The following is a 16,521-nucleotide window of genomic DNA, read 5'->3' on the forward strand; positions in this document are numbered from 1 at the left end:
GGAATCAGGTGCAGGAGCTGACGTGTTTGACATAGTCGGTGTACGCGTCCCGGATTGCTGAGGGGTCGAGGTCGAGGTGCTCCAGGATGGTGAACCGTCCTGGGCGGGTCTGTGGAGCGTAGTGCACGGCCGCGACGAACTCCTCGTCGCTGAAACCGATCTGGGCCGCCGTCACCGGCAGCCGGTGCCGGGCCAGCACCTCGGCCATCTGCCCGGACAGTTCCAGGTCGCCGCGCAGGTGGGTGGCGAAGGCCGCGCCCAGGCCGCACTGCTCGCCGTGCTGGGCGTTGCGGGTGGGGTAGAGGATGTCCAGGGCGTGGTTGATCTCGTGGCAGGCGCCGCTGGAGGGGCGGGTGCTGCCGGCGATGTTCATCGAGATCCCGGACAGCACCAGCGACTCGGCGAGCGCGACCAGCATGTTGTCGTCGGCGATGGTGCCGGGGTGGCGCAGCATCAGCTCACCGGCGCTGCGGGCCATGGCCACGGCCAGTCCGTCGACCTGCTCGCCGGTGACCCGCTTGGAGAGCTCCCAGTCGGCGCAGGCCGAGATGTTGGAGATGATGTCGCCGATGCCGGCGTTGACGAAGCGCGCCGGGGCCTGCCGGATCACGTCGAGGTCGACGATCAGGCCGATCGGGCTGGGCACCCCGTAGGAGCCGCGCCCGGCGTCGTTGTCGAGGGTGGAGACCGGCGAGCAGAGGCCGTCGTGGGCGAGGTTGGTCGCGACCGCGACCACCGGCAGGCCGACCCGCGCGCCGGCGTACTTGGCCGCGTCGATGATCTTCCCGCCGCCGAGTCCGACCAGCGCGTCGTAGTGGCCGGAGCGCATCTCCTCCGCCAGCCGCACGGCGGAGTCCAGCGTCCCGTCGGGGACGGCGTACCAGTCGGCCCCGGGCATCTGCGGGGCGAGCCGCTCGCGCAGCGCCGCCCCGGAGCCGGCGCTGACGGCGACGGCGATCCGCCCGGAGGCGGAGATCCGCTGGTCGGCGAGGACCGACTGCAGATCGTCCAGCGCTCCGGCGCGGATGTCGACGACCAGCGGCGAGGGGACCAGCCGGGTCAGTACTGGCACGCGATCTCCCGGCCCCGGGCGAGGTCCTCGTGGTTGTCGATCTCGACCCAGCTGACCTCGCCGATCGGCTGGACGTCGATCCGCAGGCCGCGGTCGACCATCTCCTGGTAGCCGTCCTCGTAGTAGAGCTGCGGGTCGCGCTCGAAGGTGGCCTGCAGCGCGGAGGCCAGGTCGTCGGCGGCGGAGGGGTTGATCACGGTGAGGCCGATGTACTCGCCGGTGGCCTCCGCCGGGTCCATCAGCTTGGTGATCCGGCGCATGCCGAGCTCAGGGTCGACCACGACCTTCATCTCCTCGTCGGCGAGCTTCTTCACCGTGTCGAGGGCGAGCAGGATGCCGGGGGCGCTGCCCTCGGCGGCGCGGCGGGCGTTGCCGTCGAGCATGGTCCGCTGCACCGAGGCCGGGTGGACAGTGTCGCCGTTGGCGAGCAGCAGCCCCTCCGCGAAGAGCTCGCGGGCGCACCACAGGGAGTAGGCGTTGTTCCACTCCTCGGCCTTGTCGTTGTGGACCAGGTGGAGCTTGAGCCCGTACTGCGACTCCAGCGCGGCCTTGCGCTGCTCGACCGCCTCCGCCCGGTAGCCGACCACGATGGCCACGTCGCTCATCCCGACCTCGGCGAAGTTGCCGAGGGTGAGGTCGAGGATGGTCCGGTCGCCGTCCACCGGAACCAGGGCCTTGGGAAGGGTGTCGGTGTACGGGCGCAGTCGGCGTCCGGCGCCGGCGGCCAGAACAAGGCCGATCATGGGATGTCTCACTCTCTTTATGTCCGATGTTTACGTCGGACAGGGGTGCGGGCTACCGCGATCGTAGGCGAATACGGAGGTCACTCGGGAAGCGGGACCCTCTTCGTGCCGCCGCAGGGGGGCTCGGGGTCCGGTACGGCACACTGTTGGGTGGCCAATACCGGCACATACGAGCCCGGCAGCCACGAGCCCGGCAACGACAAGCCGAAAGGTGCTTCATGCCGACCAGTGAACCGACGTCCCCGACCGCGCCCGAGATCATGCTGGAGCTCGTCGACGCCGAGGGCAGAACCATCGGCACGGCGGAGAAGCTGGAGGCGCACCGCAGCCCCGGGCGCCTGCACCGCGCGTTCTCGGTGTTCCTGCTGGACGGCCGGGGCCGGCTGCTGCTGCAGCAACGGGCGCTGGGCAAGTACCACTCCCCCGGCGTCTGGTCGAACACCTGCTGCGGCCACCCCTACGTGGGCGAGCCGCCGTTCGTCGCGGCGGCCAGGCGGACCGCCGAGGAGCTGGGCGCGGCGCCGGAGCTGCTGCGGCAGGCCGGGACGGTGACGTACTACCACCCGGACGAGGCCACCGGCCTGGTGGAGCACGAGTACAACCACCTGTTCGTCGGACTGGCCGCCGCGCGCCAGCAGCCGGACCCGGCCGAGGTGGCCGACACCGCCTTCGTCACCCCGGACGAGCTGGAGCTGCTGCGCAAGGAGAAGCCCTTCTCCGCGTGGTTCGGCTCGGTCCTGGACGCGGCGCTGCCGGCCGTCCGCGAGCTCGCCCCGCGGGCCGGCTGGTAGCCGGTCCCGCCCCTGCCCGGAGCGGATGGGAGGGCGGCACGGCAGGGGTGCCCGCCGCCCTCCCCGGCCGGTCCGCCGGCGCCGGATCCGAGATTTACGCCCAGGCCACTTGTGACGTGGGAGAACGACAGGGCACCATGGCCGGGACCCGGTTCTGTCCTGTCCCTTACCGGTTCGTTTCCCCCGTCTTGCCGTAGCCCCGCCCCGCCGTGCTCCCCCGCACCCCGCCTGCCTGCTCGACGCCCCGCTGGAGGACCCGTTGGCCCCTACCTGCCCCGGGACGTTCACCGGTTTCTCACGCGCTTCCAACTCCGTTCCCATGACGGAGGGGCATGGTCGTGCTGTGAGGCACCTTCAACTGCCCGACCCGCTCGCCGAGGCGCTCCGCTGGTCCCTGGCAGTCCTGGCGTGGCTGATCGTGATGGCGGTCGGCAGTTCCACCGCCGTGGCGCTCGGTCCGTACGGCCTGGGCAGTTCACGCACGGCGTCGGCCTCGGCCGCCGCCGCCCGGGAGGGGGCGCTCTTCTCCGGCAGCATCACCAGCACCTCGCACTACTGCAGCGCGAGCGTGGTCGACAGCCCCGGCGGTGACGTGATCATCACTGCCGCGCACTGCCTGCCGAGCAGCCCCGGCAGCACGGTCTTCGTCCCCGGCTACCGCGACGGCCAGGCCCCCTACGGGATCTGGCCGGTACTGCAGACGGTGGAGAGCACCAACTGGACGGCCAACACCGACCCCGACTACGACGTGGCCTTCGGCGTGCTCGGGGCGCTCCACGGCAAGGAGATCGAGCAGGTCGTCGGGGCCAACCGGTTGGGCGTCAATCTGGGCACCAACCAGGTTGTCACTCTTACGGGTTATCCGGACGGAGCCGGCGCTCCGATCACCTGCAGCAACAACATCGCCATGTTCGGCTCGACGCAGATGCGGATCGCCTGCGCCGACTACACCGACGGGACCAGCGGCAGCCCCTGGGTCATCTCCGGGAAACTGGGCCCGGAGCACGACGAGGGCACCGTGCTGGGCGTGATCGGCGGATTCGAGCAGGGCGGGTACACACCCGACGTTTCCTACAGCGTCTACTTCGACAACAACGTCTCGCTGCTCTACCAGCAGGCGATCAGCATGGTCCGCTGACCCGGCCCCAGCGACGGCCGGGCCCGGCCCGCACCGAGTGAACCGGGTCCCGCCGGATCAGGTCTCGCTGAACTCCGCGGTACCGGTGGGGCTTCCGGGGGCGCCCGGGGCCTCGGCCGGGCCGGTGGCCCCGGCGGAGCCGGAGGACGGGCCGTCCGGGGCGCGGCGCCGCCGCTCTGCCGGATGGTCTCCAACCGGGACAGTCCGACCGCACCCAGCAGCACCAGGCCCACGCCCACCGTCTCCGGGGCCAGCCACCAGCCGGTGCGCACCGACTCGTTGTAGAGGGTGACCCCGAGCGAGAGGCTGATCAGCGCGTCGCCCAGGGTCAGCGCCGGCTGCGAGGCCACCAGCGGACCCGCCTGCATGGCGTTCTCCAGCAGGAACAGGGCGCAGACGCCGATCGCGGCGAAGCCGTAGGTCTGCCAGGACTCGAAGAAGGCCGCCACGCCCTGACGGTCGAGGGTGTCGGTGGCCGACTTCATCAGCGCCGCCGTCAGCGCGTAGCCGATCGCCGCCGCAGTGCCGAGGCAGACCGCCCGAGCCGGGCCGACCGGACGCCGCAGCGCGGCCAGGGCCAGCATGAACATCGCCCCGAGGCAGCTGGCCAGCGCGAGCACCCAGAGGGCGGGCGGCGGCTGGAGGTCGCCGCCGCTCGGAGCCGCCGCCGCCAGGGCGGCGCCCAGCCCGACGACGATCGCGGCGACCGAGAACCACCCCTGGCGCGACATCCGTTTCCGGAACACCACCCCGGAGATCAGCAGCGCGAACGGGAGCTCCAGGACGAAGATCGGCTGCACCACCGCCAGCGGCCCGGTCACCAGCGCCAGGGCCTGGAACACCGCCGCGAAGATCACCCCGAGGATGCCGCCGAACCAGACCGGGGTGCGCAGCAGGTCCAGCATCAGCCGGAGCCGGAAGGTGTCGGACTGCGGCACGATCAGCGCGGCCCGGCGCTGCAGCACCGTCCCCAGGGCGTTGCTGACGGCGGCGAGGACGGCGAAGACGACGGACAGCACGGCCGTCATGGACATGGTTCCCCGCCCCCTCGCATGAGCATCTCTTACCCGGTTCCGGACCCTGCGATGCTATCCGGCGCTCCCGACAACCCGCCGCAGGCCGCGCGCTGGCGCGCCTCGCGGCCCCGGCCCGGGCCCCGGCCCGGGCACCGGCCCCGGCCCAGGCCCTTCGATCCCGGCCCTGGCCCAGGGGCGCCGATCAGGCGACCGGCGCCGGGACCGAGACCACCATGGTGAGCCGGACGACCTCGGCGCCCGGGTTGTGGTAGCCGTGCGGCCGACCGGCCTCGTAGGAGGCCGTGGTCCCCTGCGGCACGGGGTGCTCGACGCCGTCGAGGGTGACCACCAAGGTGCCCGCCTCCACCCGGACGATCTCCATGGTGCCGGCCGGATGGGCGTCCGAGTCGTGGCCCTGACCGGGCTGGAGCACCCAGTCCCAGATCTCCAGCGGACCCGGGGACTCGACCCCGGCCAGCAGCACCGCGCTGCTGCCCTGCGGCGTGGACCAGAGGGTCACCGCCTCCTCCTGCGGGACCAACCGGACCGCCGGGCCCTCGTCGTAGTCGAGCAGGCGGGCGATGCTCACGCCGAGCGCGTCCGCGACCCGGACCACGGTCCCGACGCTGGGGTTGGTCCGCGCCTGCTCGATCTGGATGAGCATCCCCCGGCTGACGCCGGCCCGGGCGGCGAGGGCGTCCAGGGTCAGCGCCCGGTCAGCGCGGAACCGTCGGACGTTGCGGGCAAGGGCCTGGGCGACCAGATCGAGGTCGGGCATCAGCAGTCCAGTCCAGGAGGGGTCGAGTAAAATATAATGAACTTGATAGTTCATCTGAATACACTACTGTGGCGTGTACTCCACGATTCACTGCACTGTACTGCGAGGTCCCGCCATGACTGCTGTCTTCGCGCTGCTCAGCAGCGTGCTCTGGGGTCTGGCCGACTTCGGCGGCGGACTGCTCACCCGCCGCCTCCCGGCGCTGGTGGTCGTGGTCGCCTCGCAGGCCGCCGCCGCACTGGCACTGCTGGTGGCGGTCTGCGCCACCGGCGGCTTCGCGCACGCGTCGGTGCACCTGCTCTACGCCGTCGGCGCGGGCCTGATCGGGCCGATCGCCATGATCGCCTTCTATCGCGCGCTCGCCCTCGGCCCCATGGGCGTGGTCTCCCCGCTCGCCACCGTCGGGGTGCTGGTACCGGTCGGCGCCGGCCTCGCCCTGGGCGAACGCCCCGGCACGCTGCAGGTCCTGGGCATCGCCGTGGCGGCGGTGGGGGTGGTCCTGGCGGGCGGCCCGCAGCTGCGCGGGGAGCCGGTCCAGCGCACGGCGGTGCTGCTCACCCTGGTCGCCGCCTTCGGCTTCGGCGCGGTGATGACGCTGATGGCGGAGGCCACGACCGGCGCGTCGGGCGTGCTGCTGGCGCTGCTGGTGCAGCGCTGCTGCAACCTGCTGGTCGGCGGGGGCGCGCTGGTGCGGGCGGCGCGCCGCGAGCCCGAGCGCTACCGGCGCGCGGAACTGCGCCTGTCGCTGGCCTCGCGCCGGATGGTCCTCGCCCTGGCCGGGGTCGGCATCGCCGACGTGGCCGCCAACGGCGCGTTCGTGCTGGCGAGCCAGGCCGGGTCGATGGCCGTGGCCGCCGTCCTGGCCTCGCTCTACCCGGTGGTGACCGCGCTGGCCGCGCGCTACCTGCTCGGCGAACGGCTGCTGGCGGTGCAGGCCGCCGGCTCCGGGCTCGCCCTGGCCGGCGCGATCCTGCTGGCGGCCCACTGACCTGCTGACCTACTGACCTGCTGACCTGCTGACCTGCCGACCGGGCAGGCCCGGGGCGCAGCACTCAGGCCGGCAGTTCGGCGTCCTCCGGCTGGGGTTCGGGCTGCGTGATCCGGGAGCGTCCGATCGGATTCTCCGGCGCCGGCCGGTTCCTGGTGGCGACCAGGTAGCCGACCGCGACCAGGAAGACGACCAGCGAGGTCCAGTCGTTCAGCCGCAGCCCGAGGAAGCGGTTGGCGTGGTCGTCGCGCAGCGCCTCGATCCAGCCGCGTCCGGCCGTGTACACGGCGGCGTAGAGGGCGAACAGCCGCGCCGAGTGCATGTTCCAGCGCCGGTCGGCGTAGAGCAGCAGCAGCACGCAGCCGAGGTCCCAGAGCGACTCGTAGAGGAAGGTCGGCTGGTAGAACGCCACGTCGGGGGTGGCCGGCGGACGGTGCGCCGGGTCGATCCGCAGCCCCCAGGGCAGGCTGGTGGGGTCGCCGTAGAGCTCCTGGTTGAAGTAGTTGCCCCAGCGGCCGATGGCCTGGGCCAGGATCAGACCGGGCGCCAGCGCGTCCGCGAAACCAGCGAGCGGGACGCCCTTCTTCCGGCAGCCGATCCAGGCGCCGACCGCGCCGAGCGCCACCGCGCCCCAGATGCCGAGGCCGCCGTCCCAGATGTAGAGCGCCCTGATCGGCTGCTCGCCGGGCTTGAAGTAGAGCTCGGGGTCGGTGATCACGTGGTAGAGCCGGCCGCCGACGATCCCGAAGGGCACCGCCCAGAGGGTGATGTCGAGGACGTCGTCCGGATTGCCGCCGAGCCTGACCCAGCGGCGCCGGGTCAGCCAGAGCGCCGCCGCGATGCCCGCGAGGATGCACAGCGCGTAGGCGCGGATCGGAACGGGACCGATGTGCCAGACGCCCTGCGCGGGGCTGGGGATGTACGCGAGTTCCATCAAGCCGGGCCGTTTCCCTTGCGGACGGGCGGGCTGCTCGACCCGCTTATGCGCCGCCAACACTACCGGGACACAGCTCCCGCATTCCGACTTGACAGCGTTCCCGCGCGCACTAGAGTAAACCCAGCGGTTAATTAACTAGGTGGTTATGCGGCATGGTCAGCGACCAGGACCGGCTCAGCAGCGTCTTCGCGGCCCTCGCGGACCCGACCCGCCGGGCGATCCTCGCCCGACTGTCGGCGGGCGAGGCGACCGTCACCGAGCTCGCCGAGCCCTTCTCGATGAGCCTGCCCGCGATCTCCAAGCACCTGAAGGTGCTGGAGCGCGCCGGGCTGATCAGTCGCGGCCGGAACGCCCAGTGGCGTCCCTGCCGAATAGAGGCGGAGCCGCTGGGTGAGGCCTCCGTCTGGTTGGAGCGCTACCGGCAGCTCTGGGAGCACAGCTTCGACCGCCTTGCCGACCACCTCCGAGAGATCCAGGCAGAGGGAGAACCCCGATGACCGAGAGCTTCAGCATCACCCGCGTCTTCGACGCCCCCCGCGAGCTGGTGTTCGCCGCTTGGACGGAGCCCGCCCAGTTCGCCCGCTGGTTCGGCGCGAGCAGCGACGTCCCGCTGGAGACGGTGGCCATGGACGTCCGCCCCGGCGGCGCCTGGAGCGTCGTCATGCACGTCGACCCGGCGACGGTCATCCCCTTCCGGGGCAGCTACCTGGAGGTGCTCCCGCCGGAGCGGCTGGTGCTCACCCTGACCGACCCGGCCGACCCCGCCAACCCGAACGTCGAGGTGGTGACCGTGGTCCTCAAGGACCTCGGCGGCAGGACCGAGATGGTCTTCGTCCAGGAGGGCCACCTGGGCGCGGAGGAGTACGCCAGAACCAAGGCGGGCTGGTCCGCCTTCTTCGACACCCTCGCCGAGGGCCTGCCCACGGCGTGAAACAGTGGACCGCATGACCGACGTACTCAGGCCCGCCCGGACCGACGAGGCGGCCGCGCTGCATGCCCTGGCGCTGCGCTCCAAGGCCCACTGGGGATATGACGAGGCGTTCATGACGGCCTGCCACGACGAGCTCGCCGTCCCCGGGGAGTTGCTCGCGGCCGGACGCGTGGTCGTGGCCGAGGACGGCCCCGGCCGACTGCTGGGCTTCGCCACGCTCGACGGCGAGCCCGGGACCGAGCGGGGGAACGAGCGGGGGACCGAGCCGGGCACCGAGCCCGGGAGCGGCGGGCGGGGCGAGTTGGGCATGCTCTTCGTCGACCCCGGCGCGATCGGCCGGGGCCTCGGCCGCCGACTGCTGCAGCATGTCCTGGCCCAGGCGCGGACGCTGGGCTTCCACACCCTCACCATCGACGCGGACCCCAACGCCGAGTCCTTCTACCTCGCCATGGGCGCCAGGACGATCGGCCGCACCCCGTCCGGCAGCATCCCCGGCCGGGAGCTGCCGCTGATGGAGATCGACGTCAGCGTGTGAGCCGCGACTCGGCGGCGTGAACGGGATCCGGCGCAGCTGTCGGACCCGGCTGCTAGCTTGCCGGGCATGACTCAAGATCCCGCCCTGTCCCGTACCCCCGACGAGAAGACCGGGCTGCGCAGCAGCCTGGACCGGCAGCGCGACGTCGTGCTCTGGAAGGTCGAAGGCCTGGACGACGAGCAGCTGCGCCGCCGGATGACGGCCAGCGGCACCAGCCTGCTGGGCCTGGTCAAGCACCTGGCCGCGGTGGAGTACGGATGGTTCTGCCGGACCTTCGGCCGGGAGACCGAGCCCCTCCCGGGCGACCCCTCCGTTCCGGGCGCCACCCCCGACGACGACATGCGGGCGGCGCCGGGTGAGACCGCCGCCGACATCCTGGCCTTCCACCGCCGGGCGCGGGAGTCCGCCGACGCGGTCATCGCCGAGCTCGACCTGGACGCACTGGGCACCTCCTGGAACGGCCGTACGGTCTCGCTCCGCTGGGTCCTGATCCACATGATCGAGGAGACGGCCCGTCACGCCGGGCACATGGACATCCTGCGCGAGCTGATCGACGGCAGCACCGGCGACTACCCGCGCAACTGACCCCGGGCGCCCGCTACCGACCCGTTTCCGCAGCCGGCCTGCTGAATTCCCGTCATCCACCCGTCCCCTCAGGTGTCGCGGTCAGCCTTCCACCGAATCGCGGAGCAGCGCCAGCAGTTCCCGCAGCCGCTCCCGTTCCGCCGGGCCGAGCCGGGCGGTGGCATCGGCCAGTGCCTTGCTGTCGATCGCCTCCGCCTCCCGGTGCCGGGTGCGGCCCAGCGCGGTCAGCGTGACCAGGAAGGACCGCCGGTCCTCGGGGTGCCGCACCCGCTCGACCAGCCCGTCGCGCTCCAGCGCGTCGACGACGGCGGTCGCGGTGCGGGCGGCGACGCCGAGCATCTCGCTGAGGTCGCGCATCCGCAGCGGGTCGGGCGAGGTGGCCATCATCCGCATGGCCCGCAGCCGGGCCACCGACGCGCCGCGGACCTTCAGCCGCGCTTCCACGAAGGTGCGGATCTGGGTGGTGGTGGCGAAGAGTTCGTCCACCAGGATGTCGCTGCTCCCCGGTACTGGCATGTGTGCCGTGCCCCGATTCCCTGATGCTGATGACACTCATAGTGAGTATGCTCAATATATGTGGCGTCGCCCTGTCGGCCGCTCAACGCCACCGTCATCCTCCCGCGCCTCTCACAGGACCGAGTCAGTGCCCCACCGCCTCAGCCAACGTGTCGTCGTGCCCGTCATCGTCGCCTCCTCCATCTTCCTGGCCATCGTGGACGGGGCCATCACCACCGTGGCCCTCCCCTCCATCGGCCGTCAGTTCCACCTCCCCGCCTCCGGCCTGGACAGCGTGGTGGTGGTCTACCCCGTCTGCGTCGGCATGGTGATGCCCGCCTCGGCCTGGCTCGGGGACCGCTTCGGCGGCAAGCGGGTCGTGCTGCTGTCGCTGGCCCTGTTCGTCGGCGCCTCGGCGCTCTGCGGCTCCGCCCAGAACCTCGGTCAGCTCGTCGGCTACCGCGCCCTCCAGGGCCTCGGCGGCGGACTGCTGCTGCCGGCCGGCGCCACCCTGCTCTTCCGGACCTTCTCGGCGAGCGAGCGGGTCCGCGCCTCCCGACTGATGATCTTCCCGCAGCAGGTGGCCCCGGCGCTGGCCCCGATCCTCGGCGGACTCCTGGTCGACGGCGCCTCCTGGCGCTGGGTGTTCTACGTCAACCTGCCGGTCGGCGCAGCCGCGCTGACCTTCGGTCTGCTCTTCCTGGACGAGCACCGCGACCACGCGCCGGGCCGACTGGACGTCCCCGGCCTGCTGCTCTCCGCTTCCGGCCTGGCCACCCTGATGTACGGGGTGTGCGAGGGCTCCCAGCAGGGCTGGGGCTCGGCCCCGGTGGACACCGCGCTGGCGGTCGGCGCGCTGCTGCTCGGCGCCGCCGTGGTGGTGCAACTGCGCACCGCGGAGCCGGTGCTGAAACTGCGGCTGTTCACCGACCGGCTGTTCCGCGACACCAATCTGATCTGCCTGGTCGGCTACATACCGATCATGGGGGCGATGTTCCTGGGCCCGCTGTTCCTCCAGGAGGCCCAGGGCCGGTCCGCCCTGGACTCGGGCACCAGCACCTTCACCGAGGCCTTCGGCGTGCTGCTGACCGTCCAGGTGGCCGGCGCGCTCTACGCCAGGGTCGGGCCGCGCCTGATCATCGCCGCCGGGATGGCCGGCGTGACCGGGGTGCTGCTCCTGCTGTCCACCTGCGACCTGCACACCGGGCTGTGGACGTTCCGGCTCTACATGTTCCTGCTGGGCGTCAGCATGGGCGGAGTGTTCATGCCGACCACCGTGGCCTCGCTCAGCACCGTGGCCAAGGGCGACGTGGGCCACGCGACCACGCTCAACACCGTGGTCCGGCAGACGGCCGGCGCCCTGGCCCCGGCCGTGGTCACCACGGCCCTGGTCCTCGGCAGCTCGCGGCACGGCGCCGCGTCGCCGCCGCTCGGCGCCTACCAGGACGGCTACCGGCTGCTGGCGTTGTTGGCCGCGCTGGCCGCGCTCTTCAGCCTGACCATGCCGGACGCGGTCGCCCGCCGGGCCGCCGCCGCACCTCCGCAGACCGCCGACGCGGCAACGGAGCCCCACGACCCTGCCCCTGCCCATCCCCCGACCCCGGCATCGCTCCCGGCCCCGGCTCCAACCCCGGACGGCGGCACCGGGACGCGCGCCCGTCCGCCGACCGGCCGAAGCGGCGCCGGTGGGCGGACGGCGGGAACGACGCTCAGGCGCCGCTGATGCTCAGGCGCCGCTGATGCTCAGGCGCCCTTGATCAGCGAGAGCTCGAACTCCAGCACGATCTTGTCGCTGACCAGCACGCCGCCGGTCTCCAGCGCCGCGTTCCAGCTGATGCCGAAGTCCGCACGGCTGATGGTGTGGGTGCCCTCGAAGCCCAGCCGGTGGTTGCCGAAGGGGTCGGTGGCCGCACCGTCGTAGGCGAAGTCCAGGGTGACCCGCTGGGTGACGCCGCGGATGGCCAGGTCGCCGGTCAGGAGCACCTTCTCCTCGCCCTTCAGCTCCACCGAGGTCGAGTGGAAGGTGATCTGCGGGTGGTTGGCGACGTCGAGGAAGTCGTTGGTGCGCAGGTGGCCGTCCCGGTCCGCGTTGCGGGTGTCGACGCTGGCCACCTCGATCACGACGTTCGCGGAGGACTTGGACGGGTCCTCGGCGTCGACGAACACCGTGCCGACGAACTCGGTGAACGAGCCGCGGACCTTGGTGATCATGGCGTGACGGGCGACGAAGCCGATCCGGCTGTGGGCCGGGTCGATGGTGTAGTTGCCGGACAGGTCGGGGGTGATGGCGGTCGTCATTCGGGCTCCTCGGCGAGAGGTAGTTGAATCTTCACCAACTATGCTAGCCGACTTCGATGACACGTCAACCAACATCGCTAGGATCGGTCGTTATGAAAACCAACGACACACCGTGGCTGGAAGACTCGCAACAGCAGGCGTGGCGGTCGTTCCTGCAGATGACAGCCCGGCTCACGGCCCGGCTCGGACAGGAGCTGCAGGCCGACTCGGAGCTCTCGCTCGCGGACTTCGACGTCCTGGTGCAGCTGTCGGAGACCGCCGGCGGCCGCGTCCGGGTGCTGGAGCTGGCGTCCGCGCTGCAGTGGGAGAAGAGTCGGATGTCGCACCACCTCGCCCGGATGACCGGGCGCGGGCTGATAACCCGCGAGCAGTGCGCGCAGGACCGGCGCGGGGCCTACGCCGTGATCACCGAGGCGGGCCGGAGCGCGATCGGGGCCGCCGCCCCGCAGCACGTCGCCGCCGTGCGCCGCTACGTCTTCGACGCGCTCACCGCCGAACAGGTCGACGCCCTGGCAGCGGTCGCCGACCGCGTCCTCGACCGGCTCTCGGCCCCGCCCGAGGGCTGAGGCCGGGAGCCGGACCCGCGCGGTGGCGGGATTGGGCCGTCAGTGTCCCCGGGCGATCCATTCCGCGAGGTGCGGCGCCTCGGCACCGACCGTGGTGGACTCGCCGTGGCCGGTGTGGACCACGGTCTCCGGCGGCAGGGACAGCAACGAGTCCCGGATGGAGTCGATGATCGTCGGGAAGTGCGAGAAGGAGCGACCGGTCGTTCCCGGGCCGCCCTGGAAGAGGGTGTCGCCGGAGAACAGCGCCCCCAGTTCCGGCGCATGGAGGCAGACCGCGCCGGGGCTGTGCCCCGGGGTGTGCAGCACGGTCAGCTCCACGCCGGCGACCGCGATCCGCCCGCCGGCCCGCAGCTCGCCGTCGGGGGCCCGGTCGGGATGGGTCCGCTGCCACAGCGGCAGGTCGTCCGGGTGCAGCAGCACCGGCGCCCCGGTGGCCTCGGCCAACGCCGGGGCCGCGTCGATGTGGTCGTTGTGGGCGTGGGTGGAGACGATGGCCACCAGCCGCCGCTCCCCCACCGCCGCGGCGATGGCCGCCGCGTCGTGGGCCGCGTCGATCACCACCACCTCGGCCTCGTCGCCGACCAGCCAGACGTTGTTGTCCACGGCCCAGCTGCCGCCGTCCAGCTCGAAGCTGCCGGAGGTGACCAGGTGCTCGATCCGCGCGGAACCGGTGCCGGCCATCAGAGGACCACCACCGAACGCAGCACCTCGCCCTTGTTCATCCGGACGAAGGCCTGCTCCACCCCGTCCAGCGGGATCGTCTCGGAGACGAACGCGTCCAGGTCGAGCCGGCCCTGGAGGTAGAGGTCGATCAGCATCGGGAAGTCCCGGGAGGGCAGGCAGTCGCCGTACCAGGAGGACTTGAGCGCGCCGCCGCGCCCGAAGACGTCCAGCAGCGGCAGCTCCAGCGTCATCTCCGGGGTCGGCACGCCGACCAGTACCACCGTCCCGGCCAGGTCGCGGGCGTAGAAGGCCTGCTTGTAGGTCTCCGGGCGGCCGACCGCCTCGATCACCACGTCGGCGCCATGGCCGCCGGTCAGCGCGCGGACCGCCTCGACCGGATCCTCGGTGCGGGAGTTGACGCTGTGGGTGGCACCCAGCCGGAGCGCGGTGGCGAGCTTGTCGTCGTCGATGTCCACCGCGATGATCCGGGCGGCCCCGGCCAGCCGGGAGCCCATGACCGCCGCGTTGCCGACGCCGCCGCAGCCGATGACGGCCACCGTGTCGCCGCGCGAGACATTGCCGGTGTTGACGGCCGCGCCCAGGCCCGCCATCACGCCGCAGCCGAGCAGTCCGGCGGCGGCCGGGGAGGCGGCCGGGTCGACCTTGGTGCACTGCCCGGCCGCGACCAGGGTCTTCTCGGCGAACGCGCCGATGCCCAGGGCCGGCGAGAGCTCGGTGCCGTCCTCCAGCGTCATCCGCTGCTCGGCGTTGTGGGTGTTGAAGCAGTACTGGGGCCGCCCGCGCCGACAGGCGCGACACTGGCCGCAGACCGCGCGCCAGTTGAGGATGACGAAGTCGCCCGGCGCGACCTCGGTGACGCCCTCGCCGACCGCCTCGACGATCCCGGCGGCCTCGTGGCCGAGCAGGAACGGGAAATCGTCGTTGATCCCGCCCTCGCGGTAGTGCAGGTCGGTGTGGCAGACCCCGCACGCCTGGACCTTGACCACGGCCTCGCCGGGCCCGGGGTCGGGGACGATGACGGTCTCGATCCGGACCGGCTCGCCCCTGCCGGGCGCGATCACACCGCGTACACGCTGGGCCATGGTTGCCTTCTCCCTCTTGGTTGCTGGGTGGGTGCTTGCTGGGTGGGTGCTTGCTGGGTGGGTGCTCGCTGGGTGGCTGCTTGCTGGGGTGGCTGTGCTGCTGGCTCCGCACCGTGCCCCCGCTCCGGCGCGGCCCGTCGGACGGGAGATCAACACCGTACTCCGGCCGGGTGCCCGGCCGACGGCGGACGGCGCAGCGCGCTTGACAGTCGATCAACGAGTTGGACAGGGTCGAGCCATGGCAACCCCCGAATTCATCACCACCCTCCGCGCCTCGGCCGGGCAGCAGCTGCTCTGGCTTCCGGGCGTGAGCGCCGTCGTCTTCAACGAGCAGGGCGAGGTACTGCTGGGCCGACGCGCCGACACCGGCAACTGGGCCGTGCTGGCCGGCATGCCCGAGCCGGGCGAGCAGCCGGCCGAGGCGGCGGTCCGCGAGGTGCTGGAGGAGACCGGCGTCCACTGCGTGGTGGAGCGGGTGGTGTCGGTGGATGCCCAGCCGGCGATCGTCTACCCGAACGGCGACCGGTGCCAGTTCATGGACATCACGCTGCGCTGCCGCGCGGTCGGCGGCGAGGCCCGGGTGAACGACGACGAGTCGCTGGAGGTGGGCTGGTTCCCGCCGACCGCGCTGCCCGAGCTGTCGACCCGCTCGCTCGACCGGATCGCGCGGGCCCAGGGCGAGGAGCCCACCTGGTTCGCCGCGCCGTAGCGGAAGCCGTGCCGTAGCGGACGCCGCGGCGCAGCGGACGCCGTGCCGCAGGGGCGACGGGATTCGCCGCGCCACTTCCGCTCTCCGGTCGCCCGTGCTACTGCTGACATCATCTGACACACCGTCAGCAATGGAGGTGGTGCTCCCATGACCGTGACGACGCTGCGGTTCAACCAGGTGACCCCGGGGCTGGACCGGCACGAGGTCGCCGCCCGCTACCGGGCCACCGTGGAGATGGCCGGCTACGCCGACCGCGAGGGCTTCGACCTGATCAGCCTGGAGGAGCACCACGGTGCCGACGACGGCTGGAGCCCCTCGCCGCTGTCCACCGCCGGAGCGATCTTCGGGGCCACCCAGCGGATCGGCGTGATGCTCTGCGCGATCCTCACCCCGCTCTACGAGCCGCTGCGGCTGGCCGAGGACGTCGCCGTGCTCGACCACCTCAGCGGTGGCCGGCTCAGCCTGGTCGCCGGCCTCGGCTACCGCCCGGAGGAGTACGCGGCGCTGGGGCGGGACTGGGCACAGCGCGGCCGGCTCCAGGACGAGGTGCTGAGCACCCTGCTGGCCGCGTGGACCGGCGAGCCGTTCGAGTACCGGGGCCGGACGGTGCGGGTGACGCCGCGACCGCTGACCGACCCGCATCCCACGCTGATGATCGGCGGCTCCTCCCGGGTCGCGGTGCGGCGCGCGGTCCGGCTCGGGCTGCCCTTCATGACCGCCGCCCACCTGCCGGAGCTGGCCGAGTACTACGACCGGCTGGCCGCCGAGGCCGGGCTGGCCGGCGGGTACGCGCTGCTCCCGCAGAAACTGACCCGGATGGTCCACTGCACCGAGGACCCGGACCGGGCCTGGGCCCGCTACGGCAGCCACTTCCTGCACGAGGCCGCGACCTACCGGGGCTGGCAGACCGAGGACATCACCTCGGCCCTCCGCTCGACGGCGCTGACGCCGGAGCAGCTGCGGGCGGAGGGGATCTACTGCTGCCTGACCCCGGCGGAGTGCGTGGAGATCGCCCGCGCCGGGGGCCCGTTCGACAGCATCACCCTGCATCCGCTCTGCGGCGGGATACCGGTCGACGCCGGCTGGGAGAGCCTGCGGCTCTTCGGCGAGCAGGTCCTCCCTCAGCTCGCCACGCTCTGACCGACCGGGTCGGCGCCGGCGCCGGCGCCGACC

Annotated in this window: 19 protein-coding genes and 1 pseudogene; 11 read left to right on the top strand and 9 right to left on the bottom strand. The window is 72.3% G+C overall.

What is annotated here, in order from left to right:
- Positions 1 to 4 precede the first annotated feature (4 nt).
- Positions 5 to 1,072, bottom strand: coding sequence for an iron-containing alcohol dehydrogenase family protein (locus tag BS75_RS05655; RefSeq protein WP_034087405.1), 1,068 nt, complete (start codon positions 1,070 to 1,072; stop codon positions 5 to 7).
- On the bottom strand, positions 1,060 to 1,815 hold the full coding sequence (locus tag BS75_RS05660; RefSeq protein WP_034087406.1) for a phosphocholine cytidylyltransferase family protein: 756 nt from the start codon (positions 1,813 to 1,815) through the stop codon (positions 1,060 to 1,062). The genes BS75_RS05655 and BS75_RS05660 overlap by 13 nt, the downstream gene beginning before the upstream one ends.
- Positions 1,816 to 2,033: 218 nt before the next feature.
- Here BS75_RS05660 and idi point away from each other — a divergent pair, with 218 nt between their 5' ends.
- Together idi and BS75_RS05670 are read left to right on the top strand one after the other, a co-directional pair.
- Positions 2,034 to 2,606, top strand: coding sequence for an isopentenyl-diphosphate Delta-isomerase (gene idi / locus BS75_RS05665; RefSeq protein WP_034087407.1), 573 nt, complete (start codon positions 2,034 to 2,036; stop codon positions 2,604 to 2,606).
- 343 nt (positions 2,607 to 2,949) lie between these two features.
- Positions 2,950 to 3,744 carry a trypsin-like serine peptidase gene (locus tag BS75_RS05670; RefSeq protein WP_052069215.1) on the top strand — a complete coding sequence of 265 codons (795 nt, stop codon included), beginning with the start codon at positions 2,950 to 2,952 and terminating at the stop codon, positions 3,742 to 3,744.
- A gap of 140 nt (positions 3,745 to 3,884) precedes the next feature.
- Here the strand turns inward: BS75_RS05670 and BS75_RS05675 are convergent.
- Positions 3,885 to 4,772, bottom strand: a pseudogene (locus BS75_RS05675) (DMT family transporter); the annotation flags it as partial.
- A 190-nt stretch (positions 4,773 to 4,962) separates the two neighbouring features.
- The gene (locus BS75_RS05680; RefSeq protein WP_034087409.1) at positions 4,963 to 5,538 is read right to left on the bottom strand and encodes a helix-turn-helix domain-containing protein; all 576 of its coding nucleotides are present in this window, start codon (positions 5,536 to 5,538) and stop codon (positions 4,963 to 4,965) included.
- A gap of 115 nt (positions 5,539 to 5,653) precedes the next feature.
- Here BS75_RS05680 and BS75_RS05685 point away from each other — a divergent pair, with 115 nt between their 5' ends.
- Positions 5,654 to 6,526, top strand: a complete 873-nt coding sequence (locus BS75_RS05685) for an EamA family transporter (protein ID WP_034087410.1) — start codon at positions 5,654 to 5,656, stop codon at positions 6,524 to 6,526.
- 64 nt (positions 6,527 to 6,590) lie between these two features.
- Here the strand turns inward: BS75_RS05685 and lgt are convergent, their stop codons facing one another.
- Positions 6,591 to 7,460 carry a prolipoprotein diacylglyceryl transferase gene (lgt, locus tag BS75_RS43220; protein WP_042437537.1) on the bottom strand — a complete coding sequence of 290 codons (870 nt, stop codon included), beginning with the start codon at positions 7,458 to 7,460 and terminating at the stop codon, positions 6,591 to 6,593.
- A gap of 155 nt (positions 7,461 to 7,615) precedes the next feature.
- On the opposite strand from lgt, the gene BS75_RS05695 reads away from it, so the two are divergent.
- From BS75_RS05695 to BS75_RS05710, 4 genes are all read left to right on the top strand, one after another.
- Positions 7,616 to 7,960 (top strand): ArsR/SmtB family transcription factor, encoded by a 345-nt coding sequence (locus BS75_RS05695; protein ID WP_034087411.1) that lies wholly within the window; start codon positions 7,616 to 7,618, stop codon positions 7,958 to 7,960.
- Positions 7,957 to 8,394, top strand: a complete 438-nt coding sequence (locus BS75_RS05700; protein ID WP_034087412.1) for an SRPBCC family protein — start codon at positions 7,957 to 7,959, stop codon at positions 8,392 to 8,394. The genes BS75_RS05695 and BS75_RS05700 overlap by 4 nt, the downstream gene beginning before the upstream one ends.
- Before the next feature lie 13 nt (positions 8,395 to 8,407).
- Positions 8,408 to 8,929 carry a GNAT family N-acetyltransferase gene (locus BS75_RS05705; RefSeq protein ID WP_034087413.1) on the top strand — a complete coding sequence of 174 codons (522 nt, stop codon included), beginning with the start codon at positions 8,408 to 8,410 and terminating at the stop codon, positions 8,927 to 8,929.
- A 66-nt stretch (positions 8,930 to 8,995) separates the two neighbouring features.
- Positions 8,996 to 9,514, top strand: coding sequence for a DinB family protein (locus BS75_RS05710; protein ID WP_034087414.1), 519 nt, complete (start codon positions 8,996 to 8,998; stop codon positions 9,512 to 9,514).
- Positions 9,515 to 9,595: 81 nt separating this feature from the next.
- Here the strand turns inward: BS75_RS05710 and BS75_RS05715 are convergent, their stop codons facing one another.
- Positions 9,596 to 10,030: a MarR family winged helix-turn-helix transcriptional regulator gene (locus BS75_RS05715; protein WP_034087415.1), complete on the bottom strand. Its 435-nt coding sequence runs from the start codon at positions 10,028 to 10,030 to the stop codon at positions 9,596 to 9,598.
- Positions 10,031 to 10,187: 157 nt separating this feature from the next.
- Between BS75_RS05715 and BS75_RS05720 the strand changes: the two genes are divergently transcribed.
- Entirely contained in the window at positions 10,188 to 11,732 is a 1,545-nt protein-coding gene (locus tag BS75_RS05720; RefSeq protein ID WP_231607684.1) for a DHA2 family efflux MFS transporter permease subunit, read from the top strand.
- 20 nt (positions 11,733 to 11,752) lie between these two features.
- Here BS75_RS05720 and BS75_RS05725 read toward each other — a convergent pair whose 3' ends face one another.
- On the bottom strand, positions 11,753 to 12,307 hold the full coding sequence (locus BS75_RS05725; RefSeq protein WP_034087416.1) for a YceI family protein: 555 nt from the start codon (positions 12,305 to 12,307) through the stop codon (positions 11,753 to 11,755).
- 92 nt (positions 12,308 to 12,399) lie between these two features.
- On the opposite strand from BS75_RS05725, the gene BS75_RS05730 reads away from it, so the two are divergent.
- Positions 12,400 to 12,873 (top strand): MarR family winged helix-turn-helix transcriptional regulator, encoded by a 474-nt coding sequence (locus BS75_RS05730; RefSeq protein WP_034087417.1) that lies wholly within the window; start codon positions 12,400 to 12,402, stop codon positions 12,871 to 12,873.
- Between the two features lie 39 nt (positions 12,874 to 12,912).
- Here the strand turns inward: BS75_RS05730 and BS75_RS05735 are convergent, their stop codons facing one another.
- Together BS75_RS05735 and BS75_RS05740 are read right to left on the bottom strand one after the other, a co-directional pair.
- Complete coding sequence (locus BS75_RS05735; RefSeq protein ID WP_034087418.1) at positions 12,913 to 13,554, bottom strand: MBL fold metallo-hydrolase; 642 nt, start codon at positions 13,552 to 13,554, stop codon at positions 12,913 to 12,915.
- Entirely contained in the window at positions 13,554 to 14,639 is a 1,086-nt protein-coding gene (locus BS75_RS05740) for an S-(hydroxymethyl)mycothiol dehydrogenase (protein WP_034087419.1), read from the bottom strand. The genes BS75_RS05735 and BS75_RS05740 overlap by 1 nt, the downstream gene beginning before the upstream one ends.
- 238 nt (positions 14,640 to 14,877) lie before the next feature.
- Between BS75_RS05740 and BS75_RS05745 the strand changes: the two genes are divergently transcribed.
- Both BS75_RS05745 and BS75_RS05750 read left to right on the top strand, forming a co-directional pair.
- Positions 14,878 to 15,348, top strand: coding sequence for an NUDIX hydrolase (locus tag BS75_RS05745; RefSeq protein ID WP_034087420.1), 471 nt, complete (start codon positions 14,878 to 14,880; stop codon positions 15,346 to 15,348).
- Between the two features lie 147 nt (positions 15,349 to 15,495).
- The gene (locus tag BS75_RS05750) at positions 15,496 to 16,488 is read left to right on the top strand and encodes an LLM class flavin-dependent oxidoreductase (protein ID WP_034087421.1); all 993 of its coding nucleotides are present in this window, start codon (positions 15,496 to 15,498) and stop codon (positions 16,486 to 16,488) included.
- Positions 16,489 to 16,521 lie beyond the last annotated feature (33 nt).

The sequence above is a fragment of the Streptacidiphilus albus JL83 genome, from assembly GCF_000744705.1.
Classification (GTDB): domain Bacteria; phylum Actinomycetota; class Actinomycetes; order Streptomycetales; family Streptomycetaceae; genus Streptacidiphilus; species Streptacidiphilus albus.